The organism is Arthrobacter sp. KUASC02 (assembly GCF_059739395.1).
The window spans coordinates 3,276,980-3,296,059 of the sequence record NZ_AP046053.1 but is presented as its reverse complement, the minus strand read 5'-3'; the positions used below and the strand labels follow the sequence as shown (position 1 = coordinate 3,296,059).

The 19,080-nt window shown below is 67.3% G+C and carries 16 protein-coding genes and 2 riboswitches; of the genes, 11 read left to right on the top strand and 5 right to left on the bottom strand.

The features are described from left to right. Positions 1 to 90: 90 nt before the first annotated feature. Positions 91 to 753 carry a response regulator gene (locus AC6JAC_RS15310; RefSeq protein ID WP_028272570.1) on the bottom strand — a complete coding sequence of 221 codons (663 nt, stop codon included), beginning with the start codon at positions 751 to 753 and terminating at the stop codon, positions 91 to 93. Continuing rightward, entirely contained in the window at positions 746 to 2,536 is a 1,791-nt protein-coding gene (locus AC6JAC_RS15305) for a sensor histidine kinase (protein ID WP_028272569.1), read from the bottom strand. The genes AC6JAC_RS15310 and AC6JAC_RS15305 overlap by 8 nt, the downstream gene beginning before the upstream one ends. A 177-nt stretch (positions 2,537 to 2,713) precedes the next feature. Between AC6JAC_RS15305 and AC6JAC_RS15300 the strand changes: the two genes are divergently transcribed. The 4 genes from AC6JAC_RS15300 to gatB all read left to right on the top strand — a co-directional run bounded on the left by AC6JAC_RS15300 (position 2,714) and on the right by gatB (position 7,727). Next, a complete protein-coding gene (locus tag AC6JAC_RS15300) occupies positions 2,714 to 4,201 on the top strand; it encodes a CitMHS family transporter (RefSeq protein WP_028272568.1) in 1,488 nt (495 codons plus the stop codon). Between the two features lie 161 nt (positions 4,202 to 4,362). Further along, on the top strand, positions 4,363 to 4,659 hold the full coding sequence (gene gatC, locus AC6JAC_RS15295) for an Asp-tRNA(Asn)/Glu-tRNA(Gln) amidotransferase subunit GatC (RefSeq protein WP_028272567.1): 297 nt from the start codon (positions 4,363 to 4,365) through the stop codon (positions 4,657 to 4,659). 3 nt (positions 4,660 to 4,662) lie between these two features. After that, positions 4,663 to 6,219, top strand: coding sequence for an Asp-tRNA(Asn)/Glu-tRNA(Gln) amidotransferase subunit GatA (gatA, locus tag AC6JAC_RS15290; protein WP_028272566.1), 1,557 nt, complete (start codon positions 4,663 to 4,665; stop codon positions 6,217 to 6,219). Continuing rightward, a complete protein-coding gene (gene gatB, locus AC6JAC_RS15285; protein WP_028272565.1) occupies positions 6,219 to 7,727 on the top strand; it encodes an Asp-tRNA(Asn)/Glu-tRNA(Gln) amidotransferase subunit GatB in 1,509 nt (502 codons plus the stop codon). The genes gatA and gatB overlap by 1 nt, the downstream gene beginning before the upstream one ends. 100 nt (positions 7,728 to 7,827) lie before the next feature. Here the strand turns inward: gatB and AC6JAC_RS15280 are convergent, their stop codons facing one another. Further along, entirely contained in the window at positions 7,828 to 8,736 is a 909-nt protein-coding gene (locus AC6JAC_RS15280) for a LysR family transcriptional regulator (RefSeq protein WP_028272564.1), read from the bottom strand. A 146-nt stretch (positions 8,737 to 8,882) separates the two neighbouring features. Between AC6JAC_RS15280 and tdh the strand changes: the two genes are divergently transcribed. From tdh to hutI, 4 genes are read left to right on the top strand one after another with little or no spacing between them, the layout of a single operon-like run. Next, a complete protein-coding gene (gene tdh / locus AC6JAC_RS15275; protein WP_028272563.1) occupies positions 8,883 to 9,929 on the top strand; it encodes an L-threonine 3-dehydrogenase in 1,047 nt (348 codons plus the stop codon). Positions 9,930 to 9,985: 56 nt separating this feature from the next. Next, positions 9,986 to 11,194: a glycine C-acetyltransferase gene (locus tag AC6JAC_RS15270; RefSeq protein WP_028272562.1), complete on the top strand. Its 1,209-nt coding sequence runs from the start codon at positions 9,986 to 9,988 to the stop codon at positions 11,192 to 11,194. A 40-nt stretch (positions 11,195 to 11,234) separates the two neighbouring features. After that, on the top strand, positions 11,235 to 12,362 hold the full coding sequence (locus tag AC6JAC_RS15265) for an NAD(P)/FAD-dependent oxidoreductase (RefSeq protein ID WP_028272561.1): 1,128 nt from the start codon (positions 11,235 to 11,237) through the stop codon (positions 12,360 to 12,362). Between the two features lie 11 nt (positions 12,363 to 12,373). Beyond that, positions 12,374 to 13,594, top strand: coding sequence for an imidazolonepropionase (hutI, locus tag AC6JAC_RS15260; protein WP_028272560.1), 1,221 nt, complete (start codon positions 12,374 to 12,376; stop codon positions 13,592 to 13,594). 6 nt (positions 13,595 to 13,600) lie between these two features. On the opposite strand, the gene AC6JAC_RS15255 is transcribed toward hutI, so the two are convergent. Continuing rightward, positions 13,601 to 14,281 carry a histidine phosphatase family protein gene (locus tag AC6JAC_RS15255; protein ID WP_028272559.1) on the bottom strand — a complete coding sequence of 227 codons (681 nt, stop codon included), beginning with the start codon at positions 14,279 to 14,281 and terminating at the stop codon, positions 13,601 to 13,603. Positions 14,282 to 14,366: 85 nt separating this feature from the next. Between AC6JAC_RS15255 and AC6JAC_RS15250 the strand changes: the two genes are divergently transcribed. Next, a complete protein-coding gene (locus tag AC6JAC_RS15250) occupies positions 14,367 to 15,134 on the top strand; it encodes a CPBP family intramembrane glutamic endopeptidase (protein ID WP_454698037.1) in 768 nt (255 codons plus the stop codon). 132 nt (positions 15,135 to 15,266) lie between these two features. Here AC6JAC_RS15250 and AC6JAC_RS15245 read toward each other — a convergent pair whose 3' ends face one another. Next, entirely contained in the window at positions 15,267 to 15,905 is a 639-nt protein-coding gene (locus AC6JAC_RS15245; RefSeq protein ID WP_028272557.1) for a VOC family protein, read from the bottom strand. Positions 15,906 to 16,065: 160 nt separating this feature from the next. Continuing rightward, positions 16,066 to 16,181: riboswitch (SAM riboswitch) on the top strand. Between the two features lie 74 nt (positions 16,182 to 16,255). On the opposite strand from AC6JAC_RS15245, the gene AC6JAC_RS15240 reads away from it, so the two are divergent. Beyond that, a complete protein-coding gene (locus tag AC6JAC_RS15240) occupies positions 16,256 to 17,572 on the top strand; it encodes a bifunctional o-acetylhomoserine/o-acetylserine sulfhydrylase (RefSeq protein WP_497965279.1) in 1,317 nt (438 codons plus the stop codon). A 91-nt stretch (positions 17,573 to 17,663) separates the two neighbouring features. Then, positions 17,664 to 17,779, top strand: a riboswitch (SAM riboswitch). A gap of 12 nt (positions 17,780 to 17,791) precedes the next feature. Next, positions 17,792 to 19,018, top strand: a complete 1,227-nt coding sequence (metX, locus tag AC6JAC_RS15235) for a homoserine O-acetyltransferase MetX (RefSeq protein ID WP_497965277.1) — start codon at positions 17,792 to 17,794, stop codon at positions 19,016 to 19,018. The last annotated feature ends 62 nt before the right edge of the window (positions 19,019 to 19,080 follow it).

Here is a 19,080-nt window from a genome sequence, read left to right as displayed (position 1 = left end):
GCGTGCTCGCTGGTCCCTCGCTTAGACGCACGCTTCCGGATGCCTGTTCCGCCTTGCGGCATTCGGCGGTTAACGTGCCGCGTCGGGGAATTATTTGGCCGGCAGTCCGTAGCGGTGTTCCGGGCGGCCGGTGGTTCCGTAGCGCAGCTGGATGTCGACGGCGCCGTCGTCGGCCAGCGAGGACAGGTACCGCTGGGCGGTGGCCCGGGACACCCCGACGCGTCCGGCCACTTCGGCCGCCGAGTACTGCTCACCGGGTTCCAGCGATTCGAGCACTGCCGCCTCGGTGGCGGAGCGCGGCTTGGCGGACGGGGTGACGTCCCCCGGGATCAGCGAGCGTTTGGCGCGTTCCACCGTGTCCTGGTCCAGCGCACCCGGCTGGGCCAGGATCCGCCGGTACCGGGCATAGGAGCGGAGCTGCTGCGACAGGGACTCGGCCGTGAACGGCTTCAGCAGGTAGCCCAGGGCGCCGCGGCGGAACGCCACCCGAAGTGACGCCGCGTCCGACGCCGCACTCAGGATCATGGTGTCCACGTCCAGCTGCCCGAGCAGGTCAAGGCCGGACGCGTCCGGCAGGTACACATCCAGCAGCACCAGGTCGGGGCGCAGGCTGTGGATGGCCTGCAGCGCCAGCGACGCCGACCCCGCGGGCGGGAGTGCCATGAAACCCGCCACCGAATCCACGTAGGCAGCGTGCAGCTTGGCGACGTGGAAATCGTCATCCACAATCAGCACCCTGAGATCTTCAGGCATGGTTGTCCTCTCCAACTGTGTTCTTGGTCGCGGTTCCTGCCCCTGGCCCTGTCCCCGGCCCGGACGTGTCGGCGGTGGTCCGCGGCAGCGTCGCCATAAACACGGCGCCCGGGCCGCCGGGGGAGCCGGTTTCCAGGACCCGAACGTCCCCGCCGCGCCGCCGCGCGAGCTGCCGGGCGAGGGCCAGCCCCAGTCCCTGCCCGCCGCCGGCACGGGCCGGCCGTGCCGCCGTCGTGAATCCCTCGGCGAACACCGCGTCCGCCACGGCGGCGCCCGCCCCGGTTCCGCTTGGCGAGCCCGCGCCGCCCGGCGGGACAGCGGCCAGGCCGTCGCCGGAGTCCGCGACGACGATGTGCAGCGTGCCGCCGTCGGGCCCCGGTTCGTCCAGCAGTTCCACTTCCACCCAGCGCTCCGCCGCGGAGCCGGCGACGGCGGCGTTCACGGCGTTGTCGATCAGGTTCCCGAGCACCGTGGTCACGTCCTGCGGCTCGGTGACCTGGCCGCGCACCAGCGTTTCGGGGCCGATGCGCAGCGTCACGCCGCGTTCGTCCGCCTCGACGCCCTTGGCACCGACGAAGGCCTGCAGGTACGGGTCCTGTAGCAGTTCGGCCTGGTCCACCGGGAACTTCAGCGGACCGGTGGCGGCCAGGCGCGCCAGGTAGTCGCGGGCCTGCTGGTGCTGCCCGATGCTCATGAACCCGGCAATGGTGTGCAGCTGGTTGGCGAATTCATGGCGCTGCGCCCGCAGCGCCGTGGACATGGTTCCCACGGCATCCAGCTGGCGCGTCAGGTGCTGCAGCTCGGTGCGGTCGCGGAGCATCACCACCCAGCCCAGGTCTTCCTGCCGGTGCAGCGCCTTGCGGGCGCTGGCCACCAAGACGCGGGCACCGGCGATGACTTCGACGGCGTCGGCCTCGGCCGCGTCCGGCAGGGTCAGCGCCTTCAGCTGCTGCGGCACCGGAGCCTGCTTCCACGGCGTGCCGGCAAGGTCCGGCTGTCCCAGGAGCCTCTGCGCGGCGGCGTTGAAGACGCTGATCCTGCCATCGGCCGAGACGCCGATCACGCCGTCGTCAACGCCTTGGAGGACGGCCACCTGGTCGTGGACCAGCGTGCTGATCTCCTCCGGTTCCAGGCCGAGCGTCAGCCGCTGCAGGCGGCGACGCAGCAGGAAGGAGGCCAGGATTCCGGCCAGCAGCGAGCCGGCGGCCGTCAGCGCAATGGGCGTGATGTCGCGGGCGAGGCTCTGGACCACGTTCTCGGTGGAATACCCCACGCTGACCTCGCCCACCACGGTGTCCGAGTCCGGCGCGAAGACCGGTACCTTGGCCCCTGCCGAGGGTCCCAGCGTTCCGGTGTTCCGGGTGGTTACTTCTTTGCCCGAGAGGGCTTCGGAGGGATCCGTGCTGACTTTTTCGCCGAGCCGTTCGGCGTCCGGGTGGGCGAGCCGCAGGCCGGTTTCATCCGTAATCACCACAAACAACGCCCCGGTGCGGGTCCGGGCCCCCTCGGCCACCGCCATCAGGGGGCCGGCCAGCAGCACCGGCGCCGGGGGAGTGCCCGCCTCGCGGCTGATGGCCTGGACCTCGCGGCGGACCGCGGGATCCGAGGCGACCGTGCGGGCCAGGGTGAGCGCCTGGTTTTCGGCTTCCCGGCCAAGCCGCTCGTAGGTGAGCCACGCATGCACGGCGCCGCTGAGCAGCACAACGAGCAGAACCACCCCGAGCTGAAGCAGCAGGGTCTGGGTGGAAAACCGCAGGGGCTGCCTCGGTGCCGGACGCTTCATTGCCCTCCTGAGGGGTTTTGTGACGGAGCGGGGGTGCTGAGCTAAATGAGCAAAATGCTCCCAATAAGCAGTATGCCAATCAATTGAGCCAAAGGCACGGCCGTGACGCGGGCCACTCTAACGTCTGTAGTGCGCATCACACCGGAGTGGTGCCATTGACTGACAAAGGAGCCGGCCGTGCTGGTATTACTTGGATTCGCCATGATCGCGGTATTCATGGTGCTGATCATGACGAAGAAGTTGACGCCAGTGCTGGCGCTGATCATCGTCCCCACCGTCTTCGGGCTGTTCGCCGGGGCCGGACTGGGCATCGGGGACATGGTGCTGGACTCCATGAAGTCCATGACGTCCACCGCCGCGCTGCTGATGTTCGCCATCATCTACTTCGGCCTGATGATCGACGTCGGGCTGTTCGACCCGCTGGTGCGGTTCATCCTCCGCAAGCTGGGCAACGACCCCGCCAAGGTGGTCCTGGGCACCGCACTCCTGGCCGCCGCAGTGTCCCTGGACGGCGACGGCTCCACCACCTTCATCCTCACCACCGCGGCGATGCTGCCCATCTACCTCCGGCTGAAGATGAGCCCCGTGGTCCTCACCTGCGTCGCCGGCCTCGCCAACGGCACCATGAACATCGTCCCGTGGGGCGGCCCCACCGCCCGCGCCGCCAGCGCCCTCAAGATCGACGTCAATGACGTCTTCGTCCCCATGATCCCGTCGCTGATCGGCGGCCTCGCCGTCGTCCTGGTCTTCGCCTGGGTGCTCGGCCTGCAGGAACGCAACCGCCTCCGCGCCACCCAGCCGGAAATCTGGGGCGTGCCTGATACCGCTGAAGGGTTCGACGGCGGCAGCACTGCCGGCGGTTCCGGAACCGGCGGCGGACGCAAGGGTCCCGGCACCGTTCCCGCAACGGGCGGCCCCGCAGACCTCTCCCCGGCAGGATCCTCCGTAGCAGTCCTCGAGCGCACCGAAACCCCGCTGGACAGCACTGCGGACGACCGCGATTCCGCGATGGCGGGCACCGCCCTGGATCCGAACCGCAAGACCCTGCGCCCCAAGCTGCAGTGGTTCAACCTGGGCCTCACCGTCGCCGTCATGGGCATGCTCATCGCCGACCTCGTGCCCCTGCCTTACGTGTTCATGGTGGGCTCGGCCATCGCCCTGCTGGTCAACTTCCCGCACGTCAAGGACCAGGGTGCCCAGCTCGTGGCCCACGCACAGTCCATCGTGGCCGTGGTCAGCATGGTCATGGCCGCCGCCGTCCTGACCGGTGTCCTGACCGGCACCGGAATGGTTGAGGCGATGTCCGCGTGGCTCGTGCAGATCATCCCCTCTGACATGGGACCGCTCATGGCAGTCATCACCGGTGTACTGAGCATCCCCATGACGTTCTTCATGAGCAACGATGCCTTCTACTTCGGCGTACTTCCCGTGCTGAGCGAGACGGCCGCGCACTACGGCATCAGTGCCGCCGAGATGGCGCGTGCCTCCATCACCGGCCAGCCGTTCCACATGCAGAGCCCGCTGGTCCCGGCAATCCTGCTCCTGGTTTCCCTGGCCAAGGTGGACCTGGGGGACCACCACAAAAAGGTGCTGTGGCGCAGCGCCGTCGTCTCCCTCGTAATGCTCGGTATTGGAATGCTGACGGGAGCCATCGGCATCGGCTAGGGTAAAGCTGCCTGCGGCTGCCGGCTGCTTGCAGCCTGGCTTCTTGCGGCAGGGCCGCAGGTCAGTGTTGCCCGTCTGACGCCCGCTGGGGGTCGTCAGGCGGGCACACTGTTGCAACGTAGACTATTGGGGAAACCAAAACTACATTGCAGGGGAGATCCATGGCTGCGATCAACCGCGACGACGTCGCGCATCTCGCGCGTCTCGCGCACATCGAGATGAGTGCTGAAGAGCTGGACCGGATGGCCGGCGAACTCGCCGTCATCGTCGATTCAGTGAAGTCCGTAAGTGAAGCCGCCGGTGATGATGTCCCGGCCACGTCCCACCCGATTCCGCTGACGAATGTGTTCCGCGAGGACGTTGTGGGCCACACCTTCACAGCCGAGCAGTCCCTGAGCGGCGCCCCTGACGCATACGAAGGCCGCTTCAAGGTTCCGGCCATCCTGGATGAGGACTGATACATGACTGAGAACAACGTTCTGATCCGCCTCTCCGCCGCCGCGCTCGCCGAAAAGCTCGCGGCCGGCGAGGTCACTTCCGTAGAAGTCACCCAGGCCTACCTGGACCGCATCGCAGCGGTTGACGGCGGACCGCGGGGCGTCCACGCCTTCCTGCACGTCAACACCGAGGAGGCGCTCGCCGTCGCCGCAGAGGTGGACGCCATCCGCGCCGCCGGCGGCGCGGCAGCTGAAGAGCTCCATGAACTCGCCGGCGTGCCCATCGCCGTCAAGGACCTCATCGTCACCGTCGGCCAGCCCACCACGGCGGGCTCCAAGATCCTCGAAGGCTGGCACAGCCCGTACGACGCCACGGTGGTCAAGCGCCTCCGCGACGCCAAGATGCCCATCCTGGGCAAGACCAACCTGGACGAATTCGCCATGGGGTCCTCCACGGAACACTCCGCCTACGGCCCCACCCGCAACCCGTGGGACCTGGACCGGATCCCGGGCGGCTCGGGCGGCGGCTCCGCTGCCGCCGTCGCCGCTTTCGAAGCGCCCCTGGCCTTGGGCACGGACACCGGCGGATCCATCCGCCAGCCCGGCGCCGTCACCGGCACCGTGGGCGTCAAGCCCACCTACGGCAGCGTGTCCCGCTACGGCGCCATCGCCATGGCCTCCTCGCTGGACCAGATCGGTCCGGTCTCCCGCACCGTGCTGGACTCGGCCCTCCTGCACCAGGTCATCGGCGGCCACGATCCGCATGACTCCACGTCCCTGCCGGACCCGCTGGAGGACCTCGTTGCCGCCGCACGGACGGGCAACGTGGATGGCATGAAGATCGGCATCATCAAGGAACTCCACGGCGAGGGCTACCAGGCCGGTGTGGAGAACCGCTTCAACGAATCGCTCGAACTGCTCAAGCAGGCCGGCGCGGAAATCGTTGAGGTGTCCTGCCCCAACTTCAAGTACGCGCTGGGCGCCTACTACCTGATCATGCCCTCGGAGGCTTCCTCCAACCTGGCAAAGTTCGACGGCGTCCGGTACGGCCTGCGCGTGCTGCCCAAGGATGCGCCGCTCACCATCGAACGCGTCATGGGCGCCACCCGCGCCGCAGGCTTCGGCGACGAAGTGAAGCGCCGCATCATCCTGGGCACCTACGCGCTCAGCGCCGGGTACTACGACGCCTACTACGGCTCTGCCCAGAAGGTCCGCACCCTGATCCAGCGGGACTTCGAGGCTGCGTTCGCCCAGGCCGACGTGCTGATTTCCCCGACGGCCCCCACCACGGCCTTCAAGCTCGGTGAGAAGCTGAACGACCCCCTGGCCATGTACCTGAACGACGTCGCCACCATTCCGGCCAACATGGCCGGCGTCCCGGGGCTGTCCCTGCCGGGCGGCCTGGCGGATGAGGACGGGCTTCCCGTCGGCATCCAGCTCCTGGCCCCTGCCCGCCAGGACGCGCGCCTGTACCGCGTAGGTGCGGTGCTTGAATCGCTGCTCGAGGCGCAGTGGGGCGGCCCGTTGCTGGACCGCGCCCCGGAGTTGGCCGCTTCGATCGAAACCCAGGAGGCAAAATAATGAGCACTGACGCAACCCTGAGCTTCGAAGAGGCCATGGAGAAGTACGATCCCGTCCTGGGGTTCGAGGTCCACGTGGAGCTCAACACCAAGACCAAGATGTTCTCCTCCGCCCCGAACGTCTTCGGCGACGAGCCCAACACGAACGTCAACGAGGTGGACCTCGGCATGCCGGGCGTGCTGCCCGTGGTGAACAAGACCGCGATCGAGTCCTCCATCAAGATCGGCCTGGCGCTCAACTGCAAGATCGCCGAGACCTGCCGCTTCGCCCGGAAGAACTACTTCTACCCGGACACCCCGAAGAACTTCCAGACCTCGCAGTACGACGAGCCCATCGCGTACGACGGCTACCTGGACATTGAACTCTCCGACGGCACCGTGTTCCGCGTCGAAATCGAACGCGCCCACATGGAAGAGGACGCCGGCAAGCTTACCCACATGGGCGGATCCGCAGGCCGCATCCAGGGCGCGGACTACTCCCTGGTGGACTACAACCGCTCCGGCGTTCCGCTGGTGGAAATCGTCACCAAGCCGATCCAGGGTGCCGGCAGCCGTGCCCCGGAACTGGCCAAGGCCTACGTCGCCGCGGTCCGCGAGATCGTCAAGAACCTCGGAGTTTCGGACGCGAAGATGGAGCGCGGCAACGTCCGCTGCGACGCCAACGTGTCGCTGCGCCCGCACGGCCGCGAACGCTTCGGCATCCGCTCGGAAACCAAGAACGTCAACTCGCTGCGCGCCGTCGAACACGCCGTCCGCTACGAAATCCAGCGGCACGCCGCCGTCCTGGACTCCGGTGAGCCGGTCATCCAGGAAACGCGCCACTGGCACGAGGACACCCGCTCGACGACGTCGGGCCGGGCCAAGTCCGACGCCGATGACTACCGCTACTTCCCGGAGCCGGACCTGGTTCCGATTGTGGCTTCCCGTGAATGGGTGGAGGAACTGCGCGCCACCCTGCCCGAGCCGCCGGCCGAGCGCCGCAAGCGCCTGCAGGCCGACTGGGGCTATTCGGACCTGGAATTCCGCGACGTGGTCAACGCCGGCGTCATGGATGAGATCGAGGAAACCATCGCCGCCGGCGCCACGGCCACCGTGGCCCGCAAATGGTGGATGGGCGAGATCGTGGGGCGTGCCAAGAACGCCGACGTCGACCCCGGCCAGCTGGGCGTCAAGCCCGAAACCATCGTGGAACTGAACAAGATGGTGGAGGCCGGCAAGATCAACAACAAGATGGCCGCCGAAGTGCTCGACGGCGTGCTCGCCGGCGAAGGCACCCCGGCGGAGATCGTGGAGAAGCGCGGCCTGGCCGTGGTCTCCGACGACGGGCCCCTCCTCGAAGCCATCGACGCTGCCCTCGCCGCGCAGCCCGGCGTCGCGGACAAGATCCGCGGCGGCAAGCTGCAGGCGATCGGTGCCATTGTTGGTGCCGTCATGAAGGCCACCCGCGGCCAGGCCGACGCCGGCCGCGTCAAGGAGCTGATCCTGGAGCGCCTCGGCGTCGAAGGCTAAGTTCCCTGATTTAACCCAACTGGGTCGCAGTTAATGTCGTTTAGAACGCTCATAACGACATCTACTGCGACCCAGTTGGGGTTTAAGGGGAGGGCCGGGGCTACGGGGAGACCAGCCCGGCCATGATGTCCTCCAGGGCCTCGCACACCATCATCACCGAGGTTCGCTTGAGGTTTTCCGGCCTGGCCAGGATGTCGATCCGGCGCCGGGTGCTGATGCCCTGCAGCGGCCGCAGCACGATTTCCGGGTTCAACACAGGCCGCGCGGTGTGCCGGGGCAGCAGCCCGATCACGCTGCCCGTGGCCACCAGCCCGGCCACGGTGGAATAGTCGTTGATCCGGTGGACGATGTTCAGTTCCCTGCTGGACACGGCGGCGACGGCGGACAGCACGTCCGCGGGGGAGTAGCCTGTGTGGCTGGTCACCCATGGTTCGCCGACGACGTCGTGCGCCGTGAGCGTTTCCTTGCCCGCCAGCCGGTGCCCGGCGGACAATGCCACGTCCAGCGGTTCGTGTGCGAGCGGGATGACGGCCACCCGTTCCTCCGGCCACCGGGGGCTGTGGTCCATGCGGTGCGCCAGGACGAGGTCATACCGGGCGGTCAATGCGGGGAAGTCCTGCTGGGCGACGTCCTCGTCGGAGAGCAGCACTCGTGGCTTGTCCGGCGAGTCGAGCAGCCGTGCCAGCGGAGCGAACAGCGCCTGCCCGGCGCTGTGGAAACCGCTCACCGTCACCGGCGCCACCGTGGAACCGTGGTAGGCCCCGATCGCCATCCGCGCATCGGCCATCGCGCTGACGACGGCGGCACCGGCGTCGGCCAGTGCCTGGCCGGCTTCGGTCAGCACCAGGTTCCTGCCCTCCTTGCGGGTCAGCGGCACGTCGACGCTGCGCTGGAGTGCAGCCAGTTGCTGGGATACGGCGGACGGGGTGACCAGGAGCGTTTCGGCCACCGCTTTGACGCTGCCAAGGGCGCCGAGTTCCCGGAGCATTTCCAGCTGATGGATTTCCATGCCCCGAGTCTATTGCTTAGCGAAACCTAAATCGTCGATTGAGAAGAATTCGGTTGTGCTAATGCTTCTTTGTGGTTCTAATGAAGGGAGCCAGCCCGGACACACCGCGGGCACCGCACGACGCAACACCGAGAGTTAGGAAGCCAATGAAGGCTCTGTACAAAGCCGGCGCACACGCCGGATTTGAGCTGGTGGACCGCCCCGAGCCGGAAACCGGCCCGGGCGACGTAAAGATCCGCGTGATGACCACCGGGATCTGCGGTACGGACCTTCATATCCAGTCCTGGGACGCCTGGGCGCAGGGCATGATCGAGGCGCCCCTGATCGCCGGCCACGAGTTCTACGGCGAAGTAGTGGAAATCGGCGAGGACGTCCGCGACGTCAAGGTAGGAAACCGGGTCTCCGGCGAAGGGCACATTGTCTGCGGCATCTGCCGGAACTGCCGCGCCGGCCGGCGGCAGATGTGCATCCACACCGTGAGCGTCGGCGTCCAGCGTGACGGCGCCTTCGCCGAATACGTGGTGATCCCCGAGACCAACGTCTGGGTCCACCAGGATCCCTCCGTCACCCCCGAACTGGGCGCCATTTTCGATCCCTTCGGCAACGCCGTCCACACGGCCCTGAGCTTCCCGCTCGTGGGCGAGGACGTGCTGATCACGGGCGCAGGGCCCATCGGCCTCATGGCCATCGCCGTCGCCCGCCATGCCGGAGCCCGGAAAATCGCCATCACCGACGTCTCCGCCCCGCGCCTGGAGCTGGCCCGCCAGCTGGGCGTGGACCTCGCCATCGACGTCTCGAAGATGCGGGTCAAGGACGCCCAGCGCGAACTGGGCATGCGCGAAGGCTTCGACATCGGCATGGAAATGTCCGGCCACCCCACCGCCCTGCCGGAGATGATCGACAACATGAACCACGGCGGCCGGATTGCGATGCTGGGCCTGCCGAGCCAGTCCATTGATATCGACTGGGGCAAGGTGGTCACGCATATGCTGACCATGAAGGGCATCTACGGCCGGGAAATGTTCGAGACCTGGTACGCGATGAGCGCCATGCTGTCCTCCAACCCGGTGCTGCACGCCAACATCTCGGCGGTGGTCACGGACACCCTGCCCGCCACGGACTGGGAGAAGGGCTTTGAGATTGCCCGCGCCGGCGTGGGTGGCAAAGTGGTCCTCGACTGGACCGTCTTCTAGCCCGCACCGCCCGGCGCTACAACCCCACGAATTCACCCAGCTGAGGAGCAACCCCCATGTATTCAGCCATCAAGGACCAGCTGCAGAACGAGCTGGACGAGATCCGCACCGCAGGCCTGTTCAAGACCGAACGCCACATCGACTCGCCGCAGGCCAGCCACATCACGGCCGGCCAGATCGGCGAGGCCGGGGCCAACGTGCTCAACTTCTGCGCCAACAACTACCTGGGCCTGGCGGACCACCCGGACATCATCGCCACTGCCAAGGCAGCCATGGACGAGCGCGGCTTCGGCATGGCCAGCGTGCGCTTCATCTGCGGCACCCAGGACCTGCACCTGGCTCTCGAGGCCCGCGTCTCCAGGTTCCTGGGCACCGAGGACACCATCCTGTTCTCCAGCTGCTTCGATGCCAACGGCGGTGTGTTCGAGTCCCTCTTCGGGGCGGAGGATGCCATCATCTCGGACGCCCTGAACCACGCGTCCATCATCGACGGCATCCGGCTCTGCAAGGCCCAGCGGTTCCGCTACGCCAACCGCGACATGGCGGACCTGGAAGCGAAACTGATCGAGGCCACCACGCAGGGGAAGCCTGCCCGCCGCAAGATCATCGTGACGGACGGCGTGTTCTCCATGGACGGCTACCTGGCCCCGCTCGAAGCCATCTGCAACCTGGCCGAGAAGTACGACGCGCTGGTGATGGTGGACGATTCGCACGCCGTGGGCTTCATGGGATCCACCGGCGCGGGCACCCCCGAGCACGCCGGCGTGGGCCACCGGGTGGACATCTACACCGGCACGTTCGGCAAGGCACTGGGCGGCGCCTCCGGCGGCTACGTCTCCGGCCGCGCCGAAGTGGTGGCCATGCTCCGGCAGAAGGCGCGCCCCTACCTGTTCTCCAACTCGCTCGCGCCGGCCATCGTCGCAGCGACGCTGAAGGCACTGGACCTCGTGGAGAACTCCGCCGAGCTGCGCTCCACGCTGTTCGCCAACGCCGAGCTGTTCCGGACCCGTATGACGGAAGAAGGTTTTGAGCTTCTGGACGGCGAGCACGCGATTGTGCCGGTGATGTTCGGGGACGCCGTGATGGCGGCGAAGGTGGCGGACCGGATGCTCCAGCACGGCGTGTTCGTCACCGCCTTCAGCTATCCCGTGGTGCCCAAGGGGGCAGCCCGGATCCGGGTCCAGCTCTCCGCAGCGCACAGCGCCGAGGATGTGGAGGCGTGCGTCAGGGCGTTCGTGGACAGCCGCGACGCGGTGGGAGCCTGAGGTACTGACGTGACGTCCTGACGGGTGTAAGGATGTAGTCATGTCAGCAAATTACGATGTGGTGATTGTGGGCGGCGGCATTGCCGGGCTGTCCCTGGCCTCCGCCCTGGCCGGTAAATGCAGCGTGGCGCTCGTGGAGGCCGAACAGTCCCTGGCGTATCACACGTCGGCCCGTTCGGCCCGGCAACTGATCCCCAGCTACGGCCCGGTGGTGGTGCAGGAGCTGACCCTCCGCACCCTTGGACTGATCGCGGCGCGGGACGCGGAACTGCAGGTTCCAGTCCTGTCGCCGCGCAGCTTCATGCTGATCGGCGACGAGGACTCGGTCCGGGAAGAAGCCAGCGGCCACATGCACCGGATTTCCCATGACGAGGCCCTGGCGCTGTGCCCCGTGCTGGATCCCGGATTCTTCACTGCCGCCGGCCTGGACACCGGTTCGTTCGCCTGCAACGCGCCGGTGCTGCTGGAGGACCACAGGCAGCGGGCCGAGGCGGGCGGTGTGGACATCATCACCGGCGCCAAGGTCCATTCCGCACAGCGGCTGGGTTCCGGCTGGGAGCTCGGGGCCGGCCAGGAAGCATTCGAGGCCGGCGTAGTCGTCAATGCCGCCGGTGCCTGGGCCGATGAACTGGCCGTGATCAGCGGCGTGGAGAAGCTCGGCCTCCAGCCGTACCGCCGCACCGCGGCGATTGTCGACGTCGAACGTTCCCTCCCGGAGTCCTGCCCCATGGTGGCGGCGGCGGACGAATCGTTCTACTTCCGGAAGGAAGGCGACGACGTACTGATTTCGCCGTCGGAATCCGTGCCGAGCGGCCCCGAGGACGCAAAGCCCTACCCGGGCGACGTCGAGGCGCTGGTGTCGCGGCTCAATGCGGTGACCACGCTGGGCATCAGGAACGTGAAGTCCGCGTGGACCGGCCTGCGAACGGAAGCCGCCGACGGCGTCCCGGTAGTGGGGTTCGACGCCGAAGCCACCGGATTCTTCTGGCTCGCCGGGCAGGGCGGCTACGGTTTCCAGACGTCGTCCGGCATCGCGGAACTGGCTGCGGAGCTGATCCTGGCCGGCCCGTCCGTGGGTCAGCGTGCCTGGGGCGAGGAAGCCGGGCTCAGTCCGGCATCCCGGACAGCGGCGGCCCTGGCCGCGACCCGCTGGTCCATCCGGCACTGAAGAATGGACTCATGAGCACCCTCATCACCAACATTGCCGAGCTGATGACCCAGGACGCGGAGCACCGCGTCCTCAAGGATGCCGCCGTGGTGATCGAGGGGGAGCGCATCTCCTGGATCGGACCGTCGTCGGCGGCCCCGGCGGCTGACGATTCCGTGGACGCCGGAGGCCGCGCCCTGCTCCCGGGCTGGGTGGATTCGCACACGCACCTGATCTTCGCCGGCGACCGCACCGCCGAGTTCGAGGCGCGGATGGCCGGCGAGAGCTACAGCGCCGGCGGCATTGCCGTGACCACGGGCGCCACCCGGGAGACGGGCGACTTCGACCTCACCCGGCTGGCCCTGGGACGCGTGGCCGAAGCGGTCTCGCAGGGAACCACCTACCTGGAAACCAAGACCGGCTACGGCCTGGACGTGGAGAACGAGGCGCGCAGTGCGCGCATCGCCTCCACCGTGGCTGACGAAGTGACCTACCTCGGCGCCCACCTGGTCCCTGCCGGCGCCGATGCCGACGACTACACCGACCTGGTGTGCGGACCCATGCTGGCTGCCGTCCGCCCCTACGTCAGCTGGGCGGACGTGTTCTGCGAGCAGGGGGCGTTCAACGAAGGACAGTCGCGCCGCGTGCTGCAGGCCTGCAAGGAAGCGGGACTGGGGCTGCGCGTCCACGGCAACCAGCTCGGCGAAGGACCCGGCGTGCAGCTGGCAGTGGAGTTCGGGGCGGCCAGCGTGGACCACGTGAACTATTTGTCGGCCGCGGACGTGGACGCCCTGGCGGGCAGCTGGTCCGGGTGGCAGGGCGCGGGCAACGGGCTCGCCGCCGGCGGCAGGGGGACCGTGGCCACGTGCCTGCCGGCCTGCGACCTCTCCACCCGCCAGCCGCTGGCTCCCGGCCGCGAACTGCTCGACGCCGGCGTGCCGGTCGCCCTGGCCTCCAACTGCAACCCCGGCACCTCCTACACCAGCTCCATGGCGTTCTGTGTCACCACCGCAGTGCTGCAGATGCGGCTAAGCGTCCACGAGGCCGTCCGGGCCGCCACATACGGCGGCGCACTGGCGCTGCACCGGGAGGTGGGGAACGACGTCGACGGCGAACGGGCGGTGGGGTCGATCGCCGTCGGCCACCGTGCGGACCTGCACCTGCTGAACGCCCCGTCCGCCACCCACCTGGCCTACCGGCCGGGCATCCCGCTGACCCACGCCGTCTGGCGTGCAGGCGTCCGCGCCCGCTAGGGTGCCTCAGAAGACCATCGGCGGCGCATCCAGGACGGTTTCATCCACCCGGCGGTCCACCCACTGGCTGAAGGGCTGGTCCAGTTCATACTTGCCCACGCGGGTGCGCACCAGGGTCCGCACTTCGGCGTTGTCCGGGTTGTTCAGTGACTCAAAATACTCCACGGACCAGTGGAACCAGCGCATGCAGAACAGCCGCATGGTGAGCCCGTGCGTCACAAAGAGCGCGTTGGGGGCGTAGTCCGGCCTGGCCCAGTGCCGGTGCAGGGTTTCCATAAAGGAGGAGATCCGGTCGTAGACATCCGAGCCGGATTCGCCTTCACGGAACCGGTAGAAGAAATGGCCGTACGCGTTGCGGAGTTCCTTCTGGTCCTCGATGTCCCCGGCGATCTGGAAGTTCGCCCAGTCCTGCTCCCGGAGCCGGGGCTCCTCGATGACCCGTTCAATGAGCGGGCCCAGGTTGAGCGCCTCGAGGGTCTGGTAGGCCCGGAGGTAGGGCGAGACGTAAACGCACACCTGCTGCCCGTCCAGCTCCCGGCGGATCTGCTCGCCGGCGGCCTGCGCCTGTGCCACGCCGAGTTCCGTGAGCGGTATCCGGTAATCCGGCACCCTGTTGTAGATGGAGGTGTCGGCGTTGGCGGCGGACTGGCCGTGCCGGATCATGATGATTTTGTCGGGCGCGCTCATAAATTCCTAGCATAGGCCCCGGGCCGCAGGGCTTCAGGGAGGCGGCGGACAGGAAAGAACCAGCAAGTGCAGGCAAGATAGGAACATGCTGGTTCCCTCCCGCCGTCGTCTGCGGATCGAAGTCTGGATTGTCCTGGGTCTGTCGCTGGGGCAGTCCGCCGTGTATTCGGTGGTGCAGCTGCTCGACAAGCTGACGCGGGCGCCCCTGGCGGAAGGTACGTCCACCCTCAACCGCTCGCAGAGCAGCCGCGAATACTTCGACCTGACCTACCAGTTGCTGGACATTATGTTCGCCCTGGTTCCGGTGGTCCTGGTCATCTATTTCCTCACCGAACACCGGGGGGCGGGGGAGTCCGGCGCTTCGGCGTTCCGCAAACTCGGCTTCAACTTCGTCCGACCGGGGAAGGACCTGTTGCAGGGGCTGGGCCTGGCAGCGCTGATCGGCATCCCGTCCCTGGGGCTGTACGCGGCCGGCCGGGCCCTGGGCATCACCACCGCCATCATCCCCAGCGCGCTGGATGCGTACTGGTGGACCATTCCCGTGCTGATCCTCTCCGCAGTGCGGCACGGGATCGTCGAGGAAGTCATTGTGGTGGGCTACCTGCTGGACCGGCTCGGGAAGTTCGGCTGGAGCATGCCGCTGGCCATCTTCGCCAGTTCCATGCTCCGCGGCAGCTACCACCTCTACCAGGGATTCGGCCCGTTCATCGGCAACGCTGTGATGGGCGTCGTGTTTGCCTGGATCTACACGAAGACCCGCCGCGTGATGCCGCTGGTGATCGCCCATGCGCTGCTGGACATCGTTGCGTTCGTCGGTTTCAGCCTGTTCGGCAAGGCGATCGGGCTGGGTTAGGCGATCGGGCCGGGTTAAAAGGATTCGGCCGCTATCGGTGGGTGGCGTCGTTGGCACCCGCTGATAGCGGCCGAAGATCGGGGGCAGCAGGCTGCCGGGTGGTCCCTTGGGGGACCACCTTGTGGAACAGGGTCAGATGGTTACTGCCCCGGAGGCGGTCTCGAAGGTGACTGAGAGGATTCCGGGCGTTCCCTTCGGGGCGACCCATTCAACGGCCACATCCTCCAGGGGCTTCTCCACCGGTTGGCCGAGCCATTCCGTGACGCGTTCGGCAGAGCCGGCGATGGTGAGGCTGGACATCTTAACGTTGCTCGGGTAGGCGTTGGACGGGTGAAGTTCCGGGTCGCCTTCCCACTTGAGCATGTACGGAACCTGCGGGTCTGCAATGAGGCCCAGGATGCCGATCTGCTTCCAGACGAGTTCGCGGCCGTCGGGGAACTTGCGGTTGCCGTTGACAGCCGAGCGGCCGAGGCGTTCTTCGAACGGTGCCAGGTCGTCCACTTCGACGCACCAGCCCATCCAGCCGCCGCCGGCTGCGGAGCGTGCCCGGACAGCCTGCCCGAACGGAGCCTTGTCGGAGGCCGGGTGGTCCAGGACCTCCACCACCTCCAGATACTTGTGCCCGGCGAGCGGGATAATCATGTTGCGGGTGCCAAAACGGGGGTGTACCCCGCCCTTCACGGCTTCGACGCCGAGGGCGGTTGCAATACGTTCGGTGGTGGCAGCCAAGCCATCTTGTTCACAGGCGTAAGAGACGTGATCCATGCGCATGCCCTCATCTTGGCACTTTGTGATGGAGCTCTCAGCTAAGGGTGGCCTAACCAAGATGGGATGTCATCGTTGACCCGCACAAGGCCCGTGAAATCACGCCGCTGACGTCCTTCGTCACAAAGCTGTTCACAGGCGATCCGCCCTTCCTAGACTGGGCCCAGGTCATGAGCGCCAGCATCGAGCCCCGGCTTGCTGGCCGGCAACCCTCGTTCCGCGGTGGGGTGCCCCGGGTGAAGACCTGGCCTGCCGGCAACCGCCGGGCGGCAAGCGCGGCACCAGTCCTGCCAGGGCATGTCCAGTACGGCATGTCCGGCACGGCCGAGGTGCCCTTCCTTAGAAGGAGCTCCCAGATGTCCAACGCATGGTCATTCGAAACCCGCCAGATCCACGCCGGCCAGGTGCCGGACAGCGCCACCGGTGCCCGGGCACTGCCCATCTACCAGACGACGTCGTTCGTGTTCCCGAGCGCCGAAAGCGCCGCCAACCGCTTCGCGCTGGCCGAGCTGGCGCCCATTTACACCCGCATCGGCAACCCCACCCAGGATGCGGTGGAACAGCGCGTTGCCAGCCTGGAAGGTGGCCTGGCGGCGCTGCTGCTCAGCTCGGGCCAGGCTGCCGAAACCTTCGCCATCCTTAACGTGGCCGAAGTCGGCGACCATGTGGTGGCCAGCCCCAGCCTCTACGGCGGAACCTATAACCTGCTGGCCCACACCCTGAAGAAGTTCGGCATCTCCGTGACGTTCGTCGAGGATCCGGACAACCTCCAGCAGTGGAAGGATGCCGTCCGGCCGAACACCAAGCTCTTCTTCGCCGAGGTGGTCTCCAATCCGCGCCAGGATGTCCTGGACATCGAAGGCGTGTCCCGCGTTGCCCACGAGGCCGGCGTCCCGCTGATCGTGGACAACACCTTGTCCACGCCGTATCTCATCCGGCCGCTGGAATGGGGTGCCGACATCGTGGTGCACTCGGCCACGAAGTACCTCGGCGGGCACGGCAGTGCCATCGCCGGAGTGATCGTCGACTCCGGCAACTTCGACTTCGGAAAGGACCCGGAGAAGTTCCCGGGCTTCAACACGCCGGACCCCACCTACAACGGCCTTGTCTACGCCCGCGACCTCGGGGCGGGCGGTGCCCTGGGCGCGAACCTTTCCTACATCCTCAAGGCCCGCGTCCAGTTGCTGCGCGACCTCGGTTCGGCGGTATCCCCGTTCAACGCCTTCCTCATCGCCCAGGGGCTGGAAACCCTGAGCCTGCGCGTGGAGCGGCATGTTGCCAACGCGGTGACCGTCGCCGAGTGGCTGGAGTCCAGGGACGACGTCGAATCCGTCGCCTATGCGGGCCTGCCGTCCAGCCCCTGGTACGAGCGCGGCCGCAAGTACGGACCCAAGGGCACCGGTGCGATCGTGTCCTTCAACATCGCCGGCGGGGCCGAGGCGGGCAAGCGATTCGTGGACGCCCTGGAGTTGCACTCCCACGTGGCAAACATCGGCGACGTGCGCTCCCTGGTCATCCATCCGGCGTCGACCACGCACAGTCAGTTGACGGCGGAGCAGCACGCCGTTGCCGGCGTGACCCCCGGCCTGGTCCGCCTCTCGGTGGGGCTGGAGCACATCGACGACATCATCGCCGACCTGGATGCCGGTTTCCGCGCCGCCAAAGGCGACTGAGCACTATGACTCCCGGCGTCCACGACGCCGGGAGTCATATTGATGTCACATTCTTGGCCATTGCGGCGACGCATTTCGTAGACTCTTTGAAGGTCATGAGTGCCAGCGACAGCCCCGGCTTGCTGGCCGGCAACCCTCCTTTCGCGGCGGGGTGCCCCGGGTGAAGACCTGGCCTGCCGGCCAGTTGGCGGCGGGCAAGCGCGAAGAAGAGGTCCTCAGATGACGATTGCCGTCACCCGCAGCGGTGTACCCGAAACAAATGTCCACGGAGTAGAAACGAACGCGGAAACGAACGCGGATAAGAGCACAGGCGCCAGCACGGCGGAAACCCGGACAGATATCAACACAGTGGACACCAGCGCCCCTGACGGCACCGTCAAGTTCCTCAGCGTTGGCGGGCTGGAACTGGAGGCCGGCGGCTTTCTTCCGGACGTGACGCTCGCCTACGAAACGTGGGGCACGCTGAACGCGGACCGTTCCAACGCCGTGCTGGTGCAGCACGCCCTCACCGGCACCACGCACGTCACCAGGGGTGCCAGCGACGAAGAAGGCTGGTGGGAACAGCTTGCCGGCCCCGGCGCCCCCGTTGATACGGACAAGTACTTCGTGGTCTCCATCAACATCGTGGGCGGCTGCTACGGCTCCACCGGCCCGTCCACCCCGGCCCCGGACGGCAAGCCCTGGGGTTCGCGCTTCCCCCTGGTGACCCTGCGGGACACGACGGCGGCCGAGTCCCGGCTGGCGGATGCACTGGGGATCGAGAGCTGGTACGCGGTGTTGGGCGGCTCCCTGGGCGGAGCCCGGGCGCTGGAATGGGCCGTGAGCTACCCGGACCGCGTCCGGCGCTGTGCCGTGATATCCATCGGCGCCAGCAGCACGGCCGAGCAGATCGCCTTTGCCCAGGCCCAGACCCTCGCCATCCGCCAGGACGTCAACTTCAACGACGGCGATTACTACGGCGGCCCGGAGCCGGAAGCCGGCCTGGCCCTGGCGCGCAGGATAGCCCACATCACGTACCGGTCCGCGTACGAGCTGGAGACCCGGTTCGGCCGCAATGCGCAGAGCAGCGAGAGCCCGCTCGAAGCGGTGTCGCTGGGGGGCCGCGGCCGCTACCAGGTGGAGAGCTACCTCGACCACCAGGGCACCAAGCTGGTCCGGCGCTTCGATGCCAACAGCTATATCGCCATCACCGAAGCGCTCATGAGCCACGACGTGGGCCGCGGGCGCGGTCCGCTCAAGGACGCGTTGGCACGGGCCACGGCCGAGTTCTTTATAGCCGCCGTGAATACGGACCGGCTGTATTTTCCGGCGCAGTCCTATGAACTCGCGGCGGCGCTCCCGGGGGATGTGCCCGTGCACGTCATCGAAGCGCCCATCGGCCATGACGGCTTCCTGACCGAGATCGGCCAGCTCAGCACGCAGTTGCGGCAGAACTTCTTCGCCTAGGCCGCGCTTCTTCGCATATCGCCCGTTGGCCCAATGTGCATTTTTGCAGAGCAGTCCTGCAG